At 48.5% G+C, this 24,075-nt stretch carries 20 protein-coding genes; 8 read left to right on the forward strand and 12 right to left on the reverse strand.

Going from position 1 to position 24,075, the window contains the following annotated elements; translation table 11 throughout:
• Positions 1-6 precede the first annotated feature (6 nt).
• Together HGH92_RS11985 and HGH92_RS11990 are read right to left on the reverse strand one after the other, a co-directional pair.
• Positions 7-1,032, reverse strand: coding sequence for a DUF2891 domain-containing protein (locus tag HGH92_RS11985; protein ID WP_168870946.1), 1,026 nt, complete (start codon positions 1,030-1,032; stop codon positions 7-9).
• Between the two features lie 82 nt (positions 1,033-1,114).
• The gene (locus tag HGH92_RS11990; protein ID WP_168870947.1) at positions 1,115-2,350 is read right to left on the reverse strand and encodes an NAD(P)/FAD-dependent oxidoreductase; all 1,236 of its coding nucleotides are present in this window, start codon (positions 2,348-2,350) and stop codon (positions 1,115-1,117) included.
• Between the two features lie 134 nt (positions 2,351-2,484).
• Here HGH92_RS11990 and HGH92_RS11995 point away from each other — a divergent pair, with 134 nt between their 5' ends.
• From HGH92_RS11995 to HGH92_RS12010, 4 genes are all read left to right on the forward strand, one after another.
• On the forward strand, positions 2,485-2,784 hold the full coding sequence (locus HGH92_RS11995; protein WP_168870948.1) for a YbaB/EbfC family nucleoid-associated protein: 300 nt from the start codon (positions 2,485-2,487) through the stop codon (positions 2,782-2,784).
• Positions 2,785-3,020: 236 nt separating this feature from the next.
• Positions 3,021-4,268: a PepSY-associated TM helix domain-containing protein gene (locus tag HGH92_RS12000; RefSeq protein ID WP_168870949.1), complete on the forward strand. Its 1,248-nt coding sequence runs from the start codon at positions 3,021-3,023 to the stop codon at positions 4,266-4,268.
• Positions 4,269-4,506: 238 nt separating this feature from the next.
• Entirely contained in the window at positions 4,507-4,872 is a 366-nt protein-coding gene (locus tag HGH92_RS12005; RefSeq protein WP_168870950.1) for a hypothetical protein, read from the forward strand.
• Positions 4,859-5,437, forward strand: coding sequence for an N-acetyltransferase (locus HGH92_RS12010; RefSeq protein ID WP_168870951.1), 579 nt, complete (start codon positions 4,859-4,861; stop codon positions 5,435-5,437). Before HGH92_RS12005 ends, HGH92_RS12010 begins: the two co-directional genes overlap by 14 nt.
• Before the next feature lie 41 nt (positions 5,438-5,478).
• Here HGH92_RS12010 and HGH92_RS12015 read toward each other — a convergent pair whose 3' ends face one another.
• The 3 genes from HGH92_RS12015 to HGH92_RS12025 form a co-directional block, all read right to left on the reverse strand.
• Positions 5,479-6,177, reverse strand: coding sequence for a hypothetical protein (locus HGH92_RS12015; RefSeq protein WP_168870952.1), 699 nt, complete (start codon positions 6,175-6,177; stop codon positions 5,479-5,481).
• Positions 6,178-6,234: 57 nt separating this feature from the next.
• A complete protein-coding gene (obgE, locus tag HGH92_RS12020) occupies positions 6,235-7,269 on the reverse strand; it encodes a GTPase ObgE (protein ID WP_317166392.1) in 1,035 nt (344 codons plus the stop codon).
• Positions 7,270-7,433: 164 nt separating this feature from the next.
• Positions 7,434-8,021 carry an adenylate kinase gene (locus HGH92_RS12025; protein ID WP_168870954.1) on the reverse strand — a complete coding sequence of 196 codons (588 nt, stop codon included), beginning with the start codon at positions 8,019-8,021 and terminating at the stop codon, positions 7,434-7,436.
• Between the two features lie 357 nt (positions 8,022-8,378).
• Between HGH92_RS12025 and HGH92_RS12030 the strand changes: the two genes are divergently transcribed.
• Positions 8,379-11,282 carry a glycoside hydrolase family 3 N-terminal domain-containing protein gene (locus tag HGH92_RS12030; protein ID WP_247654872.1) on the forward strand — a complete coding sequence of 968 codons (2,904 nt, stop codon included), beginning with the start codon at positions 8,379-8,381 and terminating at the stop codon, positions 11,280-11,282.
• Between the two features lie 115 nt (positions 11,283-11,397).
• Here the strand turns inward: HGH92_RS12030 and HGH92_RS12035 are convergent, their stop codons facing one another.
• Positions 11,398-11,844, reverse strand: coding sequence for a hypothetical protein (locus HGH92_RS12035; protein ID WP_168870956.1), 447 nt, complete (start codon positions 11,842-11,844; stop codon positions 11,398-11,400).
• A gap of 177 nt (positions 11,845-12,021) precedes the next feature.
• Here HGH92_RS12035 and HGH92_RS12040 point away from each other — a divergent pair, with 177 nt between their 5' ends.
• The gene (locus HGH92_RS12040; protein WP_168870957.1) at positions 12,022-13,068 is read left to right on the forward strand and encodes a COX15/CtaA family protein; all 1,047 of its coding nucleotides are present in this window, start codon (positions 12,022-12,024) and stop codon (positions 13,066-13,068) included.
• A gap of 100 nt (positions 13,069-13,168) precedes the next feature.
• Positions 13,169-15,400, forward strand: a complete 2,232-nt coding sequence (locus HGH92_RS12045) for a patatin-like phospholipase family protein (RefSeq protein ID WP_168870958.1) — start codon at positions 13,169-13,171, stop codon at positions 15,398-15,400.
• Positions 15,401-15,438: 38 nt separating this feature from the next.
• Here the strand turns inward: HGH92_RS12045 and HGH92_RS12050 are convergent, their stop codons facing one another.
• Positions 15,439-16,440 (reverse strand): alpha/beta fold hydrolase, encoded by a 1,002-nt coding sequence (locus HGH92_RS12050; protein WP_168870959.1) that lies wholly within the window; start codon positions 16,438-16,440, stop codon positions 15,439-15,441.
• A gap of 275 nt (positions 16,441-16,715) precedes the next feature.
• Between HGH92_RS12050 and typA the strand changes: the two genes are divergently transcribed.
• Positions 16,716-18,524, forward strand: coding sequence for a translational GTPase TypA (typA, locus tag HGH92_RS12055; RefSeq protein WP_168870960.1), 1,809 nt, complete (start codon positions 16,716-16,718; stop codon positions 18,522-18,524).
• 524 nt (positions 18,525-19,048) lie between these two features.
• On the opposite strand, the gene recA is transcribed toward typA, so the two are convergent.
• The 5 genes from recA to HGH92_RS12080 all read right to left on the reverse strand — a co-directional run bounded on the left by recA (position 19,049) and on the right by HGH92_RS12080 (position 24,046).
• The gene (gene recA / locus HGH92_RS12060; RefSeq protein ID WP_168870961.1) at positions 19,049-20,059 is read right to left on the reverse strand and encodes a recombinase RecA; all 1,011 of its coding nucleotides are present in this window, start codon (positions 20,057-20,059) and stop codon (positions 19,049-19,051) included.
• A 536-nt stretch (positions 20,060-20,595) separates the two neighbouring features.
• Positions 20,596-21,294: a hypothetical protein gene (locus HGH92_RS12065; protein ID WP_168870962.1), complete on the reverse strand. Its 699-nt coding sequence runs from the start codon at positions 21,292-21,294 to the stop codon at positions 20,596-20,598.
• 7 nt (positions 21,295-21,301) lie between these two features.
• Positions 21,302-22,804 (reverse strand): RNA polymerase factor sigma-54, encoded by a 1,503-nt coding sequence (gene rpoN, locus HGH92_RS12070; RefSeq protein WP_168870963.1) that lies wholly within the window; start codon positions 22,802-22,804, stop codon positions 21,302-21,304.
• A 120-nt stretch (positions 22,805-22,924) separates the two neighbouring features.
• Positions 22,925-23,527 (reverse strand): ribonuclease HII, encoded by a 603-nt coding sequence (locus tag HGH92_RS12075; protein WP_168870964.1) that lies wholly within the window; start codon positions 23,525-23,527, stop codon positions 22,925-22,927.
• 75 nt (positions 23,528-23,602) lie between these two features.
• On the reverse strand, positions 23,603-24,046 hold the full coding sequence (locus HGH92_RS12080; protein ID WP_168870965.1) for a hypothetical protein: 444 nt from the start codon (positions 24,044-24,046) through the stop codon (positions 23,603-23,605).
• Positions 24,047-24,075 lie beyond the last annotated feature (29 nt).

Here is a 24,075-nt window from a genome sequence, read left to right on the forward strand (position 1 = left end):
GTGTTGTTATTGCTGTTCCGCTGTAAGCAGGTATACAGCGAAGGAGGCCAGCCAGTGTTCGCCGGCATAGTCGCCGCTGGCTACCTGCGGAAAAGAAGTCAGCAGGTGTTTATTGGCGAGGGCCTGAATGGCCTGCTGATTTTTGCCACCATGACGGGCAATGGCTTCCAGGCACCAGGTGCGGCTGAGATTGAGGCCGTCGAGGTGAACGAGTTTACCATCGGTACGGTCTTTTACCTGTCCGGGCTGCAGGATGGTGATGGGGTTCTGGAACAGGCCGGGCAGAAAAGCGTATAGCCATGTCCGGTATTCCTTTTCCGGCATGATGCGGCGCATCAGGTCAGCTTCTTCGAGGCTGGGCGAGAGGAAATCGTATCCGCCGGGTTCCCATTCCACAGGCGCATTTTTATCTTTGGCATAAAAGCGCATGGCAGCGTCGTGAATGGCGGTTTGCAGGGCTTTATCGCCGGTGGTCTGGGCATAGTCCCAGGCCAGGCAAAGGCCGAAAGCCAGGTTGGTATGTTCGCCCACACGGATGGGGTACATCAGTTTACCGAGGAAGTCAACATATGCAGCAGCAAAGTGGCTGGCCAGCGGTTGAACATTCCGGCTAAGTTCTTTGCCCATCGGGTCGTTCCAGGTAAGGAGCTCCCGTTGCAGTTGCAGCAGCCAGCTCCAGCCATAGATGCGTTCAAAGCTCTTGTTCTCTTTTCCTTTAAACAGTTGCAGTTCTGTCCGGATGTTTTCTGCCGAGAGGTGTTGTGCCAGCCTGGTGCGTATCACGGCTGACTTTTCCATATCAGGGAACATTTTCAGCAGGCGTACCAGCATCCAGTGGCCATGTACGCTGCTGTGCCAGTCGAAGCAGCCGTAGAATGCCGGATGATAGGTCGACGGAGCGCCGAGCAGGGTACTGTCAGGGAACACCACGCCTGTTTTATAAGGAAAAGGCAGGTCCAGGCATTTCAGCGGCAGTGCTGCCAGCTGATTGGCCGTTTTAACCGTCATCTTAGGCAGTTGTTCTGGTGTCATGGGCTGTTTTTGAGCAGTAACGGTTGCTGTGGAAAAGCAGATAATGGCAAGCAGGGTGATATGTCTCACAGAAATTATCGGATTATCGGTTAAATAATAGCTTCACGTAAAACAGCGGGTTGCCCAGCCTTTTGCGGAGGTCTACCTCATGGAACATGCAGGTCATCAGTTCTTTCAGCTGTTTGTTGCGGGAACCCATTTTCATCAGCAGGTTAAACAGCCACGGGTATTTGATCAGCTTTTGCAGTTTGGTGCTGACTTCCATCTCGGGGCCGAGGATACGATAGATCTCCTGGTCATAGCTGTTCAGGAAACTGTCGGAATAGTCGTTGGCCGCAATGGCTGCTGCTGCCTGCCTGGCGGCTATCTGTCCGGAATACAGTGCATTACCGATACCTTCGCCCGTGAATGGGTCGATGAGGAAGCCGGCATCGCCGATCAGCATGTAACGATCACCATGCAGCTTTCTTTTTTTGCTGCCAAGCGGAAGGCCATAACCATCGATCGAACCTTCCAGCGTAGCGTTTTTAAAACGTTCTTTCATGATCGGATCGGTAGCAAGGGTATCCAGCATCAGCTTTTTCAGGTTCACTTTTTTGTTGCGGACGGTGCTGCTAAGCATGCCCACGCCCACATTGGCTTCGCCATTAGGGAGCGGGAATATCCAGAAGTAACCGGGCAGCATGTTTTTCAGGAAGTGCAGTTCTATGAAGGCATCCTGGTGCATGTTGGTCACTCCTTTATAATAGGCGCGTAAGCCGGCGATATAATGGTCAGGTTCCATTTTGATGCCCGCTACTTCCTTGGTGAAAGCGGAATGGGCGCCGTTGGCCACCAGTATCAGATCGGCTTTGACCTGGAATTTTCCTTCTTTGTCGGACAGATAATAACCATCTGGCCGCAGTTCATATTTATCGATGCTAACGCCTTCGAACAAACGAATTTCCGGGCGGCGTTTCAGTTCTTCTACCAGGAAGTTATCAAAGTCAATACGTTTGCAGACGAAGCCTCGCGGGTCGCTTTTATCATTCTGATAATCAGCTCTGTAGGGAATGTCCATCCCGATGCGGTTAGGAGCTACGAAGGTGACGCCCCAGCTGTCCATTTTAAAAACAGCCTGTTGCAGCCGCTCGCCGATACCTTTGTCGATTCTCTCCAGGATAGTTAACACTTTGCCGCTGAGGCCATCACCGCATACTTTGTCCCGGGGGAAAACGGCTTTGTCAACAACGATACATTCGATGCCCAGCTGTGCCAGTTGAAGGGCTGCACAAGCCCCACCCGGCCCGGCACCTATAATACAAACTTTAGTTTCCATTTTTTTAAGCTGATAACTTATACGTGGTGGTAAGATACATAATTGTTGGCTCCTGCTGTCGTATATTTAAAATATTGAATATTAAAACGCTGTGGTAAAAACTTATCTTTACGGCCCTAAAAAAATACACAAATATGTTTGGTGATTTATTCGGCAAGGTGACGCAGATCCAACAGAAAATGAAGGAGGCAAAAGAGCGTCTGGCAAAAGTTACACTGGAAGGTGAAGCAGGCGATGGTGCGATCAAGGTGGCGGTAGATGGTAACCGTCAGGTAAAAAGTATTGAAATAGCGGAGCGTCTGATGGCGCCTGAGCATAAAGAGGAAATGGAAGATCTGTTGCTCACTGCGCTGAACCGTGCATTGAAAGATGCCGAAAATACCTGGGAAGCTGAAATGAAGAGCGCTGCCGGCGTGCTGGGCAATTTGCTCTAGTTTCATACAAAGCGCAAAGATTTTTGAATATTATTAAGAACGCAAAGGAGCGAAGACCACCTTCTATTTAATATATCAGGAAGATGTGATCTCCGCTCCTTTGTGTTCTTATTACATCAAAGTCGGGGCTTTTAAAACCTTTACGCGGAAATTTTCCGGATTGCGTAAATCTTTTTCCCTTTTCGCGGGTATATTCCGCGTGAAGGACCGTTCTTTTGTGGTTGGATCAATCTGATATGAAAGTCTTTTTTCGCCGTATTCACTTATACCTGGGGCTGGCGGCAGGCCTGGTTATTACCATCAGTTGCCTGACCGGTGCTTTACTGGTATTTGAAAAGGAGCTGACGGAGGCGTTTAATCACAGCCGTTATTACGTACAGCCGGAGAAAGAAAGGTTACCGCTGGACCAGATCGCTGAAATGGTGAAGCAGCAGGTGCCTGGCGCGGGTATCTCCCGTATACAGGTATATGCGGACCCTGCCCGTTCACTGGCCGTGCAGCTGGACGAGGGTAAAAAAGGCGATAAAAAAGCAGCAGGCAAAGATGCGCGCGCGGAAGGTAAAAAAGACGCCGGCAAAGAAATGAAGCCGGCGGGTAAGGAAGGTAAAGGGGGAAAAGAACCCAAAAAAGGAAAAGGCCGTACCGCTTTTGTCAACCCCTACACCGGTAAGGTGATAGAACTTTACAGCTACCAGCAAACATTCTACTATCAGGTATTTTCCCTGCACCGCTGGCTGCTGGCCGGAGATACCGGCAAACTGATCACCGGCATCAGCACCCTGATATTTCTTTTTATCCTCATCACCGGCATTATATTATGGTGGCCCAAAACCCGTAAGATCCTGCAACAGCGCCTTAAAGTAAAATGGGACGGCGGCTGGAAACGGTTGAACCATGATATGCACATTGTGCTGGGCTTTTATGTCAGCATTTTCCTTTTTGTATCGGTGTTTACCGGCCTTACCTGGTCGTTCGAATGGTTCAATAAAGGACTGTTTGCCGCCCTGGGCACTTCTCCCAAACCAATGGAGGCGCCGGCATCGGTGCCTGCACAGGAAACGGTTAACAATGTTTCCTACGAGGCTGCTTTGGCACAGGTAAAACAGCAGGTGCCTGATGCGCAATATTATGCAGTGGCCATGCCGAAAGACAAGGAGGCTTCCATACAGGTGACCCTGCTACCTGCCGGGGCACTCAATGAAGCCGCTACCACCAGTTATTACCTGGACCAGTTCAGTGGCCAGGTGCTGAAATCCCAAACCTTCAGCGAAAGGAACCTTGGCCAGAAAGTACGTGGCCTTATCAAACCGTTACATACCGGTTCTGTTTTTGGGCTGCCCTCTAAAATTTTTGCACTGCTGCTGGCTTTGCTGGGCGCTACTTTCCCCACTACCGGCACTATCCTGTGGATCAACAGGACCATGAAGAAAAAGAAAGCGGCTAAAAACAAACGCAGCGTCAGCCCGCCACTCGCGGCTGCCTGATTTTACCGGAAAAGATAATAAAACATAAGCCTGGTGCCACTTACAGCACCAGGCTTTTTTGTTTATGGTCGTTGCTGCCCTTGCATTTTTTGAAAAACACCATGCAGAAACGGAAGGCTTTTGCCGCCTGGCATCCTCATCATAATTGTTAAAACTCCTTGCCCTGCTGCACTTTAACGTTTTAATGCGGTTTGTGGAACACCGTTTGGCACACCCTATACAGTAACAACGATCAGCCATGATAAACCAATACGAAGTGCCGGCCTATATAGAAGATCATATACCGGCACTTAAAAAAGCCCTTCATCAGTTTCCGGCGATATTTCACATATACGACACCGTAGGATGTTTCAGTGAATACACCGACAAACAGCTACGGGAGCAGAATTTCGCGATAGCGGGAAAATGCCTTCAGCTGGCCGGCAAACTATATGAACGCGGTAACGAAGTGGTAAAAGGGGCTATCACCCGGGTATTTGTACCGGTACTCAGTAAAGTGCCGCTGGGCGATGCCGCCAACCGGATCAGGATATATGGCCTGATACCGGATACGATTTATGGTCTTTACATACAGCAACAACTCATTTACAATGGAAACAGATGAGGAGATAATTGTCAGGGTAGCGACTCCGGAAGACGTGGACTTTGCGCTGCCTATTGTAGCGGAGATGGAAGCTTCCGCTAAAGCCAGGGGTACCGGTATTGCCAAACGGAACCCGATGGATATCAAAAAGAAGATCCTGCAGGGCAATGCAGTCATCGCTTTTACGAAAAGTGGTTTCTGGGCCGGGTTCTCTTATATACAGGCCTGGCAGAATGACGATTTTGTGTCTAACAGCGGCCTGATAGTGGCGCCCGAGTTCAGGGGACTGAAAGTGGCGGCAGCCATCAAAAAGAAAATATTCGAGTTAAGTCGTTTTTTATATCCATCTGCAAAACTTTTCAGTATCACCACCGGTTTGCCGGTGATGAAATTAAACAGCCGGCTGGGATTCAAGCCGGTCACATACTCCGAAATTACTACTGACACCCGTTTCTGGGAAGGGTGTAAGAGCTGCATTAACTATCCTGTTCTGGTGGGACATCATTTTGCGAATTGCCTGTGCACCGCTATGTTATTTAATCCACCGGAACTGAAAAACCCTGTTCTGTTAAGTACAGCCGATTGATATGAACCGGTGATGCGTCTGCATTGCCGGTTCTCTTTTATTTATGGCGTCACCTGGATGATCAGTAGCTTATTGATTTTGATAGGGGAGTTGCGCAGGGTGCCGTTGAACTTCAAATAATAGGTGCTGATAACGGCTTCCGGCAGTTTTTCCAGTTGGGCCACCTGATTGAAGAGTGCCTGGCCGTAATGTTTTTTAACATGCTGCCGGAGGCTTTCGAGGCTGGCATCGTCGGGCAGCTGGTTGGTCTGGGCGGAAGTATATTTCCGGCAGATAAAGAAGTTGCTGGCTTCCGGACGCAGTTGTTCCCATTCGCTCCGGTGGTGTTTCCATTGACGGAGCAGCTGCCTGCCTACACGGGCGCTGGTTTCAAAACGTTGCCATACTTTTATTTTTTCCGCTTCGCCGGTGGTGATGGCCAGCATCTGGCCTTCTATAGTGCGTTTGGGTGCGAGAGAAAAATAGAGGGTGTCAGGATGTTTTTCAAAGTCATTGCGCTGCTGGTCTACCGAAATCCAGTCAAGTGAAAAGTAGCAGTCACCGAAACGCACATACGTAGTACTGTCGCGTGCCACCACAGATACTTCATTGGACGCGACTTTCTCTGCCGATGGCGCCGGGAGGGCAATCAGCTGCATGGTATCAATTTGGACAGGTCTTTCCTTAACAGGTGTTTTTGATTGTTGGCAGGCCGTCATCAGCAGGGATGCCGGCAGAACAAGCTTTAACAGTGTTTTCATAGTATGTGGGATCGTGTAACGAACATTGGCGTTATTACATGTCCCTGGCCCTGTCAGTTATTCGACACTGGCGGTGTCGGCTGTACTTATCTGGTTGTCTTTATCCGTCAGGGCCTGCCACAACACGTCTTTCAGCTCAGAGATTCCCTGCTGGGTGACAGAGGAGATAAATACATGCGGCACATCTTCCGGCAATTCTGCTGCGATGGCGGCTTTCAGTTCGTCATCGAGCATATCGCTTTTACTGATGGCCAGCAAAAACTGTTTATCCAGGAGCTCGGGATTATACTGTTCCAGTTCATTGACAAGCACGTCAAACTCTTTGCGGTGGTCAGCGCTGTCGGCCGGAATCAGGAATAATAATACGGCGTTTCTTTCAATGTGTCGTAAAAATCGGTGCCCCAGTCCTTTACCTTCATGGGCGCCTTCGATGATACCCGGAAGGTCTGCCATGCAAAAGGATTTATTGTCACGGTAAGCTACCATGCCCAGTTGAGGGGTGAGGGTGGTAAAAGCATAATCCGCCACTTTGGGTTTGGCGGCCGTGATGGTAGAAAGGAGGGTGGACTTGCCTGCGTTGGGGAAACCTACCAGGCCTACGTCGGCCAGTACTTTCAGTTCCACAACTTTCCAGCCTTCCTGCCCGGGCATACCGGGTTGGGCATATTCCGGCGTTTGGTTGGTCGCCGATTTAAAGTAGGCATTACCGCGGCCGCCCTGGCCGCCGGGAATCCATATCACTTCCTGGCCATCGTAGAGAATTTCGGCTTCTACGCGGCCTGTTTCTTCGTCTTTGGCTGTAGTGCCCAGTGGTACTTCTATGATAATATCTTTTCCGAAGCGGCCGGTACAGTTGTCGCCGCTGCCGTTTTCACCATCTTCCGCCAACAGGTTTTTATGCCAGCGCAGGTGCAACAGGGTCCATAACTGAGCGTTCCCTCTCAGTATCACGTGTCCGCCTCTGCCACCATCACCACCGTCGGGGCCGGCCATCGCATTAAACTTAGTACGCATAAAATGCATACTGCCTGCGCCGCCTTTACCAGACTTACAAAATACACGGATATAATCTACGAAGTTCGCTTTTTCCACGGATCGATATTTTAAACCAAATATGGCTACTGCCAGAAAATAAAACGCAAAGATCGTTAAGTTTGAGCGAATTTGATACACTTCCGGTACCATAAGCTCCTAACTTACAATCTTTGCGCGTATAATCAGGTGATGTGTGTCTTTCTAATGGCGGAACAAGGCCGTTATACCTTTTCTGCTACCAGCTCGTTCAACTCTTTGCAAAGCAGGTCAAATACTTCTGCTTCGGAGCCGTCTCCCTTTACTTTCTTAAACTTACCGAATTTGGCGTAGTGGTCAGCTACAGGCGCGGTTTTATTGTGATATTCCACGATGCGGGCTTTTACCACGTCTTCAGAGGAATCGTCACTGCGGCCGGAGGTTTTGCCACGGTTCAGCAGACGTTTGATCAATTCATCTTCCGGTACTTCGAGGGACAATACCACCGAGATGGCGGTTTTCTTCAACGCCAGCAGTTTGTCCAGTGCTTCTGCCTGGGCAGTAGTCCGGGGGAAACCGTCAAAAATGAAACCCCGGGCTTCCGGATTGGCGTCCAGCTTGGAGCTGATCATCCCAATTACCACTTCGTCCGGTACCAGCAGACCCTGGTCCATAAACTTGGTGGCTTCCATACCCAGAGGAGTTTTATTGGCTATCTCTGAACGCAGCAAATCGCCGGTGGACAGATGTATAAGCCCATACTTATCTATTATCTTAGTACTTTGTGTACCCTTACCACTGCCGGGAGGGCCAAATAAAATGAGATTGACCATGTTTTATTAAAATCTACTTTACTCGCAAGGATGCAAATATAACAAACAATTGAATGTATTGGTAATTAAAATTGCGATTGGTTAAAAAATATAAAAGATTTGAACAAAATAGTAAAGATATTTTAATATTTATAGCGGAACTCTAAAATATCTTCAATAGAATATTCTAATTTAACGAATATCTGGTGATTTGACAAAAACATATGCTATTTTTTAATAATTATTTGATAGTCAGGCACTGGTAATGAAATCTTGCCTGATTATTTGTAAGTTTATGACATGAGGAAACAAATACTGGTTGCAGGACTTACGGGCTTGCTTATGACTGGGAGCGCTATACCTATGCCCCCCGGCGTTATGAATAAAAAGAAGAACAGGAAGATCAACACCACCTCCCACCAGCCACAAGATAAGGCTTCTCAATGGGTTGACAGCGTATTTCAATCTCTTACACCGGAAGAACGTATTGCGCAGCTCATCGTCATCAGAGCTCATTCCAATCTGGGACAGGACCACATCAATGCGGTGGCCCAGGATATCCGCGACAATAAAGTCGGCGGTCTGATCTTCTTCCAGGGCGGCCCCCTGCGGGAAGCTAACCTGACCAACTACTACCAGTCCATCTCCAAAGTACCGCTGCTGATATCTGTAGACGGCGAATGGGGCCTGGGCATGCGCCTGGACAGCGTAACCTCCCTGCCCCGCAACATGATGATCGGCGCCACCCGCGATACCGCCCTGGCTTATGAAGCCGGCCGTGTGATGGGTGAACAATGTAAACGTATTGGCATCCATCTCGATTTCGCACCCGATATGGACATCAACAATAACCCGAACAACCCGGTCATCAACGACCGCTCCTTCGGCGAGAACAAATACCAGGTCGCCAGTCTGGGCGTTGCTGCCATCAGAGGCATGCAATCCACCGGCGTAATGGCCTGCGCCAAACACTTTCCCGGCCATGGTGATACCAATGTGGACTCCCACTTCGACCTGCCCTCTATCAACAAAAGCCGGCAGGCGCTCGACTCTCTTGAGCTGTATCCCTTCCGGGAAGCCATCGCCGCAGGCGTAGGCTCGGTCATGGTAGGGCACCTCTTTATTCCCGCCATCGATAACAAACCCAATACACCCACTTCCATTTCCTATAAAGCAGTAACCAAACTGCTGAAAAATGAACTGGGCTACAAAGGCCTCATTGTAACCGATGCTCTTGAAATGAAAGGCATCGCCAAGTTCTACTCCAAGGGACAGGAATCCTTACAGTCCCTGCTGGCAGGCAACGACCTCATGATCCTGCCTTCCACCGCTTCCGGCAGCGTATCCGCTATCATGAAAGCGATCAAAAAAGGGCAGATCAGCCAACAGGAAGTGGACGCCCGCGTTAAAAAGGTTCTACATGCCAAATATGACTTAGGTCTATGGAAACCACAACGCATTGAAACAAATAATCTGACCAATGACCTCAACGCGATGACTGATACGCTGACCCGCCGCATTGCGGAAAAAGCGATCACGCTCGTGAGAAACGACCAGAAACTGATTCCTTTCTCTCCGGCCATGACACAGCAGAAACTGGCCGTGATCGCGGTAGGCGCCGACGGGAACAATGCTTTCCTGGACGCGGTCAGAGCATATAAACCCGGCACCGATGCCTTTATCTTTACTTCCCGGCAGTCCGTACAACAGATCGCACCTATTATCTCCCGCATTCAGCGTGATTATAAGGCGGTGATCATCAGCGTACATAACTTCAGCCGCCGTCCGGCCAATAATTTTGGCCTGTCGCTGGCTGAACGCCTGATCGTAAAACAACTGCAATCAGAAATGCCTTCCGCGACCGTGGTGTTTGGCAATCCATACGCTATTCAGCACTGGTGCGATGCGCCCACTATCGTAGCGGCCTATGAAGATGACAGCATCACACAGAAAGTGGCGGCTGACCTGCTGTTTGGTAAATTAGGCCCTAAAGGCAAACTGCCGGTAACGGTATGCCCGGGCCTGCCGGAAGGAACAGGCATCTCTTACGATGTCAACCTGTTTACCGATCTGCCTACCGCCACACCAGCAGAAGCAGGGATGAATGAAGCCCGTCTGGCCGGCATCGACGCCCTTGCCAATGATATGATCGCCCGTGGCGCTGCGCCCGGCTGCGAAGTGCTGGCCCTGAAAGACGGAAAGATAGTTTACAACCGTACCTTCGGTCATTATGAATACAACAGCCAGGAGCCGGTTACTCCCGGTTCTGTTTACGATCTCGCTTCTGTCACCAAAGTATGCGCCACCACCATTTCCATCATGCGGTTGCATGATGAAGGAAAAGTGAGCCTGGACGGCACGCTGGGGGAGTACCTGCCCTTTGTACAGGGCACAGATAAAGCGGGACTGAAAATACGGGACGTACTGCTGCATCAGGCAGGGCTTGTTTCTTTTATTCCGTTCTACAAGGAAACTTTATATCCCGATGGGCGGCCTGATACGGTCCTGTATCATAGCACAGCGGACGAATTATATTCCGTACAGGTCGCCGATAATATGTTCATGGACCATCGTTACGTAGATTCCATCTGGAAAAAGATCCTCGACAGTAAGGTAACCCCTCATCAGGGCTATGTTTACAGCGACCTGGATTTTTTATTCCTTGGCAAAGTAGTAGAGCAGGTGTCAGGGAAAAGGCTGGACCAATACGTTCGGGAAACGTTTTATAAACCACTGGGGCTGGCCACTACCGGCTTTCTGCCCAGAGACAGGTTTCCGCTGTCTTTGCTGGTGCCTACCGAGCGGGAAAACTTCTTCCGGATGCAGTTGCTGCGTGGTTTTGTGCACGACCCCGGAGCAGCCATGCTGGGTGGCGTTGCCGGCCATGCAGGACTGTATTCCAATGCACATGATCTGGGCGTGATTATGCAGATGCTGCTGAATAACGGCTCATTTGGAGGCGTACAGTATATCAAACCGGAAACAGTAAGGCTGTTTACTGCCTATAACAGCAGCATCAGCCGCCGCGGGCTGGGCTTCGACAAACCGGAAAAAGATAATAATACCCGCCGGGAAAGCTATCCTTCCAAACTGACTTCCGGCGCCACCTTTGGCCATACCGGCTTTACCGGTACCTGTGTATGGGCAGATCCCGCCAGCAAAATGGTGTTCATCTTCCTGAGCAACAGGGTATATCCCAACGGAGGTTCCAACAGCAAGCTGTCAGCGCTCAACACAAGGGGTAAGATGATGGATGTGGTATATGAAGCAATGAAGCCATAATCATCTGGAATGTAGTTATTTTGATATTGACTAAAATGCGAAGGAGATTATCAGACGATAATCTCCTTCGCATTTTAAATAACCAATTAACCAAATCAGAAGTAATATTGCGATATTATTTTTCTACGGAAACGAGCCTGCTTACCATGGTCTGTGTTTTAATACCGATGGCCTTTTCTGCTACTTTGTTTTTTCCGCTTCTGATTTCGAAGATGTACTGGCCATCTTCGAGAGATTGCAGATTGTAGCGTGCTTCAAATTTAACAGTTGCAGGTAATACTTCCCGGTGAAGGGTGTTGTTGTAGCTATCTTTGATATAAAGAGTCAACTTTTCGTTTTCCGGATTGATCACTGCCAGGGTGAAGTTCAGCGTTTCTTTTTCAGGCTGGCTGATTTCCACTTCCAAATCCTTTTTAATGCCGGATGATGGCTGCTCTGCAACAAACCGGTTGTTGTAGGCGAAAGATCTTTCCTGTGCATGCATGGTTACAAAGGGGATGAGGATAGTGGCTAATACGATCATTGTTACTTTGGGTACTAAAACAAAACAAAACTGTTTCATGACATTATTTTTTTAATGTGTTGTCTTTTTTACTTGTTTGGGCAGTATTAGCTAATACAATTAATGCCGTTTAATTTTCAATGCAAAGCTCCGACGCCAGCGTTAACAGAACATTACGCGATTGTTAAAAGAATGTGAGTATTTCGGGAGCCGTAATTCACTATTTTTGCAGCGTTTATGGAAACAGTAGATATCAAGAACAATCGCCCGGTGGCCATCTGGCTGTATATAGGAGTGGGCATGCTGGTGATCCAGGTGTTATTGGGAGGGCTGACCCGGTTAACCGGCTCCGGCCTGTCGATTACAGAGTGGCAACCCTTGTTGGGCGCTTTTCCGCCAATGAATGAAGCTGCCTGGCAGAAAGCCTTTGACGGATATAAGCAGATTGCGCAATATAAATACGTCAACAATCACTTTACTTTATCAGATTTTAAATTCATCTATTTCTGGGAGTGGCTGCATCGTGACTGGGCGCGTTTAATCGGAGTGGTATTTATTATACCGTTTATTTATTTCATTGTTAAGAAGAAGATCAGCAAAGAGATGATCAACCCGATGATTGTGCTGTTTGTGCTCGGAGGCCTGCAGGGCCTTATCGGCTGGATCATGGTAAGGAGCGGTCTGAACGATGAAAACCTCTATGTAAGCCATATCCGGCTGGCCATACACTTTATGTCGGCGTTGGTGCTGCTGTGTTATCTCTTCTGGTTCGCGTTGAAAATCAGCGTTCCTGGTAAAGAAATCCTCCAGGTTCCTTCCCTGAAACGGTTAAACGTCTGGCTACTGGCCCTTGTGACAGTACAGTTGATATACGGTGCTTTTATGGCGGGCCTGCATGCCGCACTGGTAGCCAATACCTGGCCGGACATTAATGGTGCCTGGGTGCCTGCGGGCATGTTTTCCCAGGGTGGTTTTCTGACAGATATCGTACACAATACCATCACTATTCAGTTTATACACCGCGGGCTTGCCTACCTGATTACCATTCTTATCGCCGTATGGTGGTGGAAATCAGCGCAAACACCGGCTAACAGTCTGCTGCATGCTATCCGTTACCTGCCGTTGCTGCTGGTATTGCTGCAGGTACTGCTGGGTGTACTTACGCTGCTCAACAGCCAGGTGAAAATACCGATCACCTACGGCATCCTTCACCAGTGCGTAGGTATGCTGCTATTGCTTTCGCTGGTATGGACACTATACCTCAGCAGAGCGCCACAGGATTAATTACGACCACCAATAACAAACAAGGGGTTCATGCATTGCGTGAGCCCCTTATTTATTATTACTGATTTTTTACGTAGGTTTATTAGTAATTATCGGTCTGATGAAGGTGAAGCTATTCCTAATAAAAACGTACTATTCTTTCCCTGTTCAGTTGCTCCTGCTGCACTTCAGGAAATATCAGGTGTTGCTCATCTTCTGGGTAATTCTTTTTAGCACGATCAATGGCGGGTTTGCCAAGGTATTCGGGGGGGATGCGCTCTTTTTAGCGCCGGAATACCTGGGAAAGGTGAATTTCTACAGTACGGCGATTCTCGGACTGGCCACCGGCATGTTTATCATGAGTTGGCAGATCACTACCTTCATCCTGCATACCGGCCGGTTTAAATTCCTGGCCACCACCTCTCAGCCTTTCTTCCGGTACTGCCTTAATAACTCGCTGATCCCGCTGGCATTTTTTATCTGTCTTATTTATCGCGGATGGCAGTACCAGCGATATGAACAACTCAGCACCATTCCCGATATCCTGTTGCTGGGAGAGGGATTTGTCTGTGGCGCCCTGTTTATCGTGTTTTTCGGGTTCTTTTACTTTTTTAATGCCGATAAAAACATTGGGCGAAGGCTGGAGAAACGTTTTGGCAACCCGCGCAATTTCCTGCGGGTAATCCTTAAGCCCACACAGGAGCCTGACGAGAATGCGCTGCCCGTGCACAACTACTTCTCGACGCCCTTTAAAATCCGCCGGGCACGGAATGTGGACCACTACAACAAACACTATCTCGACAGTATCCTCAAACAGCACCACTTTGCCGCGATGATCACGGTGGGGTGTGCCTTGATTTTTTTGATGATACTGGCCTATATGATGGACTATGAAGTATTCAGGATTCCTGCCGGCGCGAGTGTGCTGATCTTTTTCGCCTTTCTGATCGGCGTGGCAGGCGCTTATTCTTATTTGTTGCAGACATGGTCTATCCCGGTAGTGCTGGTGTTATTGTTTGGGCTTAACTGGATGGTGGAGCACAATTGGGTAGACAACCGGAATAAGGCATACGGACTTGATTATCAGCAGAAAAAAGCGCGACCGGAGTATAGTGTGGAGGCTTTGCAGCGGTTCTTTACCCGTGAGCGGTATGAAGCAGACAGGCTACAGACCCTCGGAATTCTGAAGAAATGGCGGAGCAAATTTCCGGGGAATAAAAAGCCACGCCTGATCGTGCTGAATTTCAGCGGCGGCGGCAGCCGTTCCGCTACCTGGTCGCTCCACGTGCTGCAGCGGCTGGACAGCCTCCTGAAGGGGCAACTGATGAAACATACCGTACTGATGAGCGGTGCGTCTGGAGGCATGTTGGGCGCCAGTTATTTCAGAGAGCTGTATTATCAGCAGCAGATGGGAAAACCTATCCGGTTAACAGACAGCATCTATACCGAGCGTGTTTCGCGGGACTTGTTGAATTCTGTATTCAGCGCCATGGCCGTGAATGATTTTATCACGCCCTGGCGCACTTTCACGATGGACAACAAACGGTATGCAAAAGACCGTGGTTATGCCTTTGAAATGCAATTGAACCAGAACACTGACAATGCCCTGAATAAGGTACTGAGAGACTACAAAGCGCCGGAGCAAAATGCAGAGATCCCGATGCTGATCTGGAATGCCACCATCAATGCAGACGGGCGCCGGCTGATGATTTCGCCACAGCCGGTCAGCTACCTGTGCAGCCCGCAGTACCTGTATCCCACGAGGCAGGTGCGCGATATCGACGGCGTTGATTTTGCGCAATACTATGCCAACCAGGACGCCATGGACCTGCGGGTTACCAGTGCCATCCGGATGTGTGCCACTTTCCCTTATGTGTTGCCCAATACCTTTTTGCCCAGCAATCCCATTGTAGACGTAATGGATGCCGGTATCAGGGATAATTTCGGCCAACAGACAACGCTGCGTTATCTCTATACTTTCAGTAAGTGGATCAACGAAAACACCAGCGGGGTGGTGTATATACAGATCAGGGACACCCGCAAGAACGATATTACCCCGATCAAAAAGACCAAAGACCTCAGTGACCTGCTGTTTGAGCCGTTGTTTACGATGCAGCAGCATTGGAGCGCCATGCAGGATTTTGATCAGGATGACCTGGTCAATTTCATGGAGGGATATTTCCCTGAAAAATTCCATCGCATTATTTTCCAGTACGTACCACAGAAACAGGACAAAGGCGCGGCACTGTCCTGGCATCTCACTTCCCGGGAAAAGCTGGATATTGCCCATGCGCTTGATAATCCGGCGAATCAGAGCGCGCTGGATTTTGTTGTTAAACTGATGGGAGAATAGCCTTATTGTCCTCCTCTTTTCGTCCTGGCCGGGTTGCCCTAATGCAGCAGGAAGTCCAGTAATGGCGTGATAAATTTCGTATAGGCTTCTATGTGAGGCAGGTGCCCGACGTCTTCAATGGGTATCAGCGTTGCATGAGGAATGCGTTTGGCCGCATCTTTTCCCAGCTCCGGGTAATTGCCCAGTGTTTTACGGATATCTGGTGCTACGTTGGCTTTGCCCAACGCAGTACGGTCACGCTGGCCAATAATCAGCAGGGTAGGCGCCTGGATATTGGGAAGCTCATAATACACTGGTTGCGTGAAAATCATATCGTAGGTGAGCGCTGCGTTCCAGGCTACCTGTGCGTAGTCGGGGCTGTGAATCCAACTGGCCTGGAGGGATGCCCATTTATCATATTCCGGTTTCCATTGTCCTGCGTAATAATTATCCAGTTGATATTGTTTGATTTTGTCGTAGGTCTGTTTCAGCTCAGAGTGGTACCATTTGTCCACAGATTGGTACGGAACCACCACTTTCCAGTCTTCCAGGCCGATGGGGTTTTCCAGGATCAGTTTAGTGGTGATATCGGGGTACATCAGGGCGAAGCGGACAGCCAGCATTCCTCCCATGGAATGCCCGAGAATGGCGGCTTTGTGGATATCGAGCGTGTCCAGGAGGGCTTTGGTGTTTTGTGCTAAAAACTGAAAACTGTATTGGAGGTGTGCCGGTTTGGAGGATTTACCGAAGCCTATCTGATCTGGGATGATAACACGGAAGCCGTTGTTGGTGAGGCTGGCGGCGGTGCTGTCCCAGTAGGCGCCACAGAAATTTTTGCCATGTAGCAGCACTACCGTCTGGCCGTTGGGCCGGGTTGGCTGTATGTCCATGTAAGCCATGGTCAGGGGTTGGCCCTGTGCCTGGAATTTAAAATACTGAACGGGGTAGGGGTATTTATAGGAAGAAAGCATAATGTCTTGTGTAGCAATTGTTTGTGCGTGTAGTGGTGACAGATGAAAGCTGTAGAAGGCCAGCAACAGAAAGAAAAAGGTACGTTTCATGCAGATAGATTTATATCAGGATGGAAATCAAATCTCCCGCCACAAAGATGGCGGGATGTGCCTGCTAAGGACAGTTTCCGTCATGATGAAATATGACATGTTGTAATTTGTTGATAATGAATTTGTTGCAGGGGTATTTGTACAAGTGACTAAATGGTTACATTTATTTAAAGCACGAATCCTTCATTCTCGTCAGGTTTTCGTACCTTTGCGCCTCATTTTTGCAGCTATGAGCTATAATCTTACAAGCTGCTTATAGCTAAAGAATTAAGTATATGAACATTCGTAATATTGCAATTATCGCACACGTAGACCATGGTAAAACTACCCTGGTTGACAAAATTCTTCATCAGACGAACGTTTTCCGGGCCAATCAGGAATCCGGCGAACTGATCATGGACAGCAACGATCTTGAAAGAGAACGTGGTATTACCATTTTCAGTAAGAACGCTTCTGTTGAATACAAGGGCACCAAAATTAATGTGATCGATACCCCGGGCCACGCCGACTTTGGAGGTGAGGTAGAGCGCGTATTGAAAATGGCAGATGGTGTGATCCTGCTGGTGGACGCTTTTGAAGGCCCGATGCCACAGACCCGCTTTGTGTTGCAGAAAGCTTTACAGCTGAACCTGAAACCGATCGTGGTGATCAACAAAGTGGACAAAGCTAACTGCCGTCCTGATGAAGTACACGATGCTGTATTCGAATTGTTCTTCAACCTCGACGCCACTGAAGAGCAGCTGAACTTCCCAACCTTCTACGGTTCAGGTAAAAATGGCTGGTTCAACTCTTCCCTGGAGCAATGCGCTGATATCACGCCGCTGATGGATGGTATCATCGAGCACGTTCCTGCTCCTAAAATCCCGGAAGGTAACCTGCAGCTGCAGATCACTTCCCTGGATTATTCTTCTTTCCTCGGTCGTATCGCAGTAGGTAAAGTTACCCGTGGTTCTATCGAAGAAAATCAGTGGATCACCCTGATGCAGGCTGACGGTACCGCTAAAAGACAGAAGGTACGTGAGCTGTACATCTTTGAAGCTTTAGGTAAAAGAAAAGTAAGTAAGGTACTGGCCGGCGACATCTGCGCCGTTGTTGGTATCGAAGATTTTAATATTGGTGACACCATCGCTGATGGTGAAGCTCCGGAAGCACTGGCGGTGATCAGCGTAGACGAGCCTACCATGAACATGCTGTTCGGCATCAACAACTCACCTTTCTTTGGTAAAGATGGTAAGTTCGTTACTTCCCGCCACCTGCGTGACCGTCTGGTGAAAGAAACCGAAAAGAACCTGGCGCTGCGTGTAGTAGATACAGACAGTGCGGATAGCTTCCTGGTATATGGCCGTGGTATCCTCCACCTGGGCGTATTGATCGAAACCATGCGTCGTGAAGGGTATGAGCTGACTGTAGGTCAACCGCAGGTTATCGTGAAAAACATTGACGGTAAAAAATGTGAACCATACGAAACCCTGGTGGTAGACGTTCCGCAGGAATTCGCCAGCAAGGTAATTGATCTGGTAACCCGCCGTAAAGGTGAAATGCTGATCATGGAAACCAAAGGTGAAATGCAACACCTGGAATTCGAAATTCCTTCCCGTGGTCTGATCGGTCTGCGTACGCAAATGCTGACCGCTACTGCCGGCGAAGCTGTAATGGCTCACCGCTTCAATGATTACAAAGCCTGGAAAGGTGCCATCCCTGGCCGTAACAACGGTGTGCTGATCGCTAAAGAAGCTGGTTCCACTACTGCTTATTCCCTCGATAAATTACAGGACAGAGGTTCTTTCTTCGTAGATCCGGGAGAAGAAGTGTACAAAGGCATGATCATCGGTGAAAACAACAAACCCGGCGATCTGGTGGTAAACCCGAACGAAGGCAAGAAACTGACCAACATGCGCGCCAGCGGTAGCGATGGCGCTGCTAATATCGCACCTAAAATTCTGATGACACTGGAAGAATGTATGGAATACATCCAGCATGATGAGTGCATCGAAGTAACGCCTAACTTCATCCGTATGCGTAAAACCATCCTGGACGAAGAAGAGCGCAAGAGAAGTGCAAAAAGCATGAAAGCTGAAGCCTAGTCTGATTAGAAGGCCCGCCGGCAAGGCAGGTTCATATAGTGATAGCACTAAGTTTTAAAAAATGTTTGAGATAAAGCGGCTGACCAATTGGTTGGCCGCTTTTGTTTTTCCTGGGCTGCCTTCCTGAAACATAGAAAGAACATCAGTAATCAGCGCAATTATAGAACCGGATAAACCGGGTGGTAGCCGGGAAAGTCACCCTGTTGCCGCTTAGCGGGAAAATCGCAGCTGTAGCTCACCATCCGTTGCTCAATGAGAGTCTCTGATGATATACTGCGGCCACTTTTCGTAAAGGGAGATAGATGATGGCTCCCGGCTTCAATAGTCATTGCTCACCAGTAGAAACTGAACAAGATCGTAGCCCAGGGGCTCCAGCCCTTCATCCCTGGGATTCCCGGCAAAAAAAATCCCCGCCCAGGATAAGGCGGGGAGTGCATACTAACCCAATGCTTACTAAAACTAAAACTAACTTCTATGTATGTATAGTAAAGAGTAAATTTAATTTTGTACAGCTTACATAATAATTAAGCCTCTTCTTGTTTCTCCGCAATTTTCAGTTTGATCTTTGCTTCGATTTCTGCGGACAGTTCCGGATTGTCGCTCAGTAATTGTTTTACTGCGTCACGGCCCTGGCCCAGTTTATTGGAGTCGTAGCTGAACCAGCTACCGCTTTTCTGGATGATACCGTATTCTACGCCCATGTCGATGATCTCGCCCATTTTGGAGATACCCTGACCATAGATGATATCAAATTCAGCCTGGCGGAATGGTGGTGCCACCTTGTTTTTCACCACTTTCACTTTTACACGGTTACCTACCGCTTCGTCACCGTCTTTAATCTGGCTCATACGACGGATGTCCAGCCTTACGGATGCATAAAACTTCAGGGCGTTACCACCGGTAGTGGTTTCAGGGTTACCGAACATAACACCGATTTTTTCACGCAACTGGTTAATGAATATGCAGCAGCAGTTGGTTTTGGAGATGGTGGCTGTCAGCTTACGCAGCGCCTGGGACATCAAACGTGCCTGCAGGCCCATTTTACTTTCTCCCATTTCACCTTCCAGTTCGCTTTTCGGTACCAGCGCGGCTACAGAGTCCACTACTACTACGTCTACTGCTCCGGATAAAATCAGACGGTCTGCAATTTCCAGCGCCTGCTCACCATGGTCTGGCTGTGAAATCAGGAGAGAGTCCACATCCACGCCCAGTCTGCGGGCATAGCTGCTGTCAAAGGCGTGCTCCGCGTCCACAATGGCACAAATACCACCTTTTTTCTGTGCTTCAGCAATCGTATGGATCGCTACGGTAGTTTTACCGGAAGATTCAGGACCATAGATCTCAATAATCCTTCCTTTCGGAAAACCGCCAATGCCCAGTGCGATATCAAGCCCCAGTGAACCGGAAGAAATTACTTCCATTGGAGCTTCTGCTTTTTCGCCCATCATCATCACAGATCCCTTACCGAAATCTTTCTCAATCTTATCCATTGTAAGGCGTAACGCCTTCAGTTTTTCTGTATTGGCTGTAGACATATCTGTAGTTGTTTTTTACAAATTTAATCGAAAAGCATATCTCCAACTGGAATGCTAAATTATAACCTTTTTTTGATTTTCCTAAATTTTTTAGCATTTTATTTTCAATGCTAAAAAAAGTAGTATTTATATCGTATTCGGTCTCACTTTTTCGCTTGTCCCTAACGACATAACAAAGATCCGAAGCCATTACGCATTGAATGTGCGTAATCATCTCCCGGCGAAAAAAATTTTTATAACAGGGTCAGGGGGAAATACTGCATTTTGAAAAAGCGTAGTTATACTCTTGAGGTTAAATGCAGAATATCGGACTTTTGCATTGTCAAGTTTAGTTGTTGATGATTGTACCCCAGATGTTTGTTAGATTGTTTGTTAACCTGCCTTGCGGCCTTGCATCCATGTTACCGGAATAAGCAGTCCGGCTGTTAAGGTAAACCCCAAAAAGTTTTTTCCCCATCCAAAACATAGCATATTCCTTGTTGGGTTTTTCTCCTGAAAAGAGAAAGCCGGCAGGGAGTATGCTACCGTTGGAAGAATTAAATCACCAGAAACCAGCACGCGGCCAGTTGGGTAATGATACCAATAAACAAGCCGGTATAAATCTCCACCGGATTATGGGCGTTCAGTACCATCCTGGCGGTAGCCACCAGGCCCGTCACAAAAAAGGTGATCACCAGCGGTAATGACACGTTCATATGCATGCCCCACATGAGCGCCAGCAGGAAACCCACTACGCCGCCCCAGCCAATACTGTGCAGGCTGGTCTTCATAAAACTATTGGTAATGAAGGAGATAGATACTGCCAGAAAAGAGCCGAGGAAAAAAGCGGTGTAGAACCGCGGTGCACGGCCTTCCTGTAAAAAAGTATAAAAAGCCCAGAAATAATAAATGATAATAGCCACGTAGGGAATGATCCGCTCCCGCTGCGTTTTCATATAAACAGACCCTACAAATCCCAGCTGTTTGGCCAGCAGCACGGTCAGCAGAGGGAAAAATATGGTGATCGCCACCACCCGGAAATACAATACGTCAAAAGCAAATTTTTTGCTCAGCGGCTTAAAAGCCACCATGTATTCCGGAATGGACTGTAATATTAAAAAGGTTACCAGCGTGGGGATAAACAGCGGATGGGTGATATAGGAGATAACCTGCGCCAGCGACCTGGCTGCGGGCGAAAATACCGGACCTTCACCGGTACGCATGTTACTTTCCGGTAACGCTTGTTCGTGCATCATTTTGTTCTTATAATTCTTTACGTAAACGGGCAACCGGTATATTCAACTGTTCCCTGTATTTGGCTACCGTACGGCGGGCAATATTATAACCCTTGTCCTGCAGCATCTTGGTAAGATTCTCGTCACTCAGTGGCTTCCGCTTGTTTTCCGCTTCTATCAGGTCTGATAAAATCTTTTTCACTTCGCGGGTGGATACTTCCTCTCCGCTGTCGGTAGACAGGGACTCGGAGAAAAAGAATTTCAGCTTGAAAGTGCCGAATTCCGTCTGTACATATTTACTGTTCGCCACACGGCTCACCGTGGAGATGTCCAGTTGGGTACGGTCAGCAATGTCCTTCAGGATCATCGGCTTCATCGTGGTTTCATCACCGGTCAGGAAAAACTCCCGCTGATAGTCCATGATAGACTCCATGGTGGATAGCAGCGTGTGTTGCCGCTGTTTGATGGCATCGATGAACCATTTGGCGGCATCAATTTTCTGCTTGATAAACAACACGGCCTCTTTCTGGCGCTTGTCTTTTTTATCCCCGCGGTCATATTCCCGCAGCATGTCCCTATAGCCGCCGGAAATCCGCAGGTCAGGCGCATTGCGGGAATTCAGCGTCAGCTCCAGTTTACCGGCATTGTTCATGATGAAAAAGTCCGGCAATACATAACTCTCCGCCTTGTTGAGCGTGGCATAATTGCCGCCGGGCTTGGGATTCAGCTTGATAATCTGATTGATGGAGGCTTTCAGGCCTTCATCGCTCAGGCTCAACGCTTTCTGTATCTTTTCGTAGTGTTTCTTGGTAAACTCGTCGAAGTAATTTTCGAGGATCAGGTAGGCGGTATGTACGCCTTCATCGTCCTGCGGCTTCCGTTTCAGTTGCAGCAGCAGGCACTCTTTCAGATCGGTGGCGCATACGCCGGCAGGATCAAAGTCCTGGATCTTTTTGATCAGCTCCCGGATTTCTTCTTCGGTAGTGTCTATGTTCTGGGAGAAGGAGAGGTCGTCCACCATCGCGCTCACTTCCCGGCGCAGATAACCATCATCGTCAATGCTGCCGATAATGTGTTCGGCAATGGCGTTCTGGTGATCGTCGAGTTCGAGCATCCCCAGCTGGCTCAAAAGATGTTCGTGGAAGGATGTTTCCACCCGGATAGGAATGGTTTTGTTGCTCTCGTCCGGATCGGGATAGTTGTCGTCCCGCAGTTTATAATCCGCCACGTCATCATCTCCGTCACTTACATATTCAGAAATATCAATATTGTCATATTCGCTTTCACTGCCATCCGGCTCAAAATCGTCTTCCTCATCACCCTCACTGTCAGTTTTGGCATCAAAATCTTCCTGCTCTTTGAATTCATCTTCGTGCGTGTCTTCACCGTATTCGAGGGCAGGGTTTTCTTCCAGTTCTTCTTTAATCCTTTCTTCGAGGTTGACAGTAGGCACCTGCAGCAACTTCATTAGCTGAATCTGCTGTGGTGAAAGCTTCTGTAATAACTTTTGCTGTTGTGTCTGCTTTAGCATAATAATCGTTCCCTACAGGGCAAAATTAATAAGTATAAGGTTAACGATGGCCTTACCGCCTTTAGCAGTCACACAGTCAGCAGTAATTACCAGCTAACGGAGGCAGCTAACAGCCGGGGGCTATAGGTCCAGTTCCAATTGCTCATCAGGCAGCAGGCGGAAAGACTTGCGGTGATACGGTGATTCACCGTGTGCCCGCAACGCTTCGCGGTGGTGCCTGGTCGGATAGCCTTTGTTCTCATTCCAGCCAAAATGCGGATATTCCAGGTGCAATCGCTGCATGTACTCATCACGGTACGTTTTGGCAAGAATAGAGGCCGCGGCAATGGATGCGTATTTACCGTCTCCCTGTACAATACAGGCAAAGGGTGTTTGGCCGTAGGCATAAAACCGGTTACCATCAATGATGATGAATTCCGGTTGCCGGCTCAATTGTTCCAATGCCAGGTGCATCGCCCGGAAAGAGGCCTTCAGTATGTTTATCTTGTCTATTTCAATATTGTCTACACTGGCTACAGCGTAGTACAACGCTTTTTTCTCAATTACTTTACGCAATTTGTCCCGGTCTGCTGCTGTCAGCTGTTTGGAATCATTGAGCAGCGGATGGCGGAACTTCGGTGGTAATATCACGGCCGCAGCAAACACAGGGCCCGCAAGGCACCCTCTGCCAGCTTCATCGCAGCCAGCCTCCAATAATTCGTCCTGATAATGAGATAGTAGCAAATCCGGTTCTGTTTAAGACGGGTAAAATTACAAGATTAATGTTCAAGGAACAAGGAATAAGGAATTTTACACGGCTTACTCGGAATCGCGTTTAAACAGGTCTTTGAAATCCTGTTTGAAATCAGTCCATTCTTTGTCAGACTTTTTCATCAGCTCATCAGCGGCCTTACGGGTGCTGTCCCACGCATTGGCGCTGCTGCCCTGGATGTCTTTCATCTTTTTGTTCATTTCTGTTTTCAGGCTCTCCAGCTTCTTCCGCGCTTCTTTGCTTTTTTCCGTGCCTTCTTTTTTCAATTCCTCACTGGTCTGGTCTATCTGCCTGATCCGCTCCCGGATAGCATCTTCTGCCTGTTTTTTCTGTTCATTAAGATAATCTCCGGCGCTGTTGGCGGTATTTTTTACGTCTTCTTTTACTTTAGCAGCACCTTCCTGCATTTCCTCCCGCTTCTCCTGCTGTTTCTTATTTTCATTGCACGCCAAAAATGCCGCTATCCCCATTATTAACATTATTTTTTTCATGATCAAACAGTTTAAACAATTAGAAAATA

The sequence above is a fragment of the Chitinophaga varians genome (genome assembly GCF_012641275.1).
In the GTDB taxonomy this organism is placed as follows: Bacteria; Bacteroidota; Bacteroidia; order Chitinophagales; family Chitinophagaceae; genus Chitinophaga; species Chitinophaga varians_A.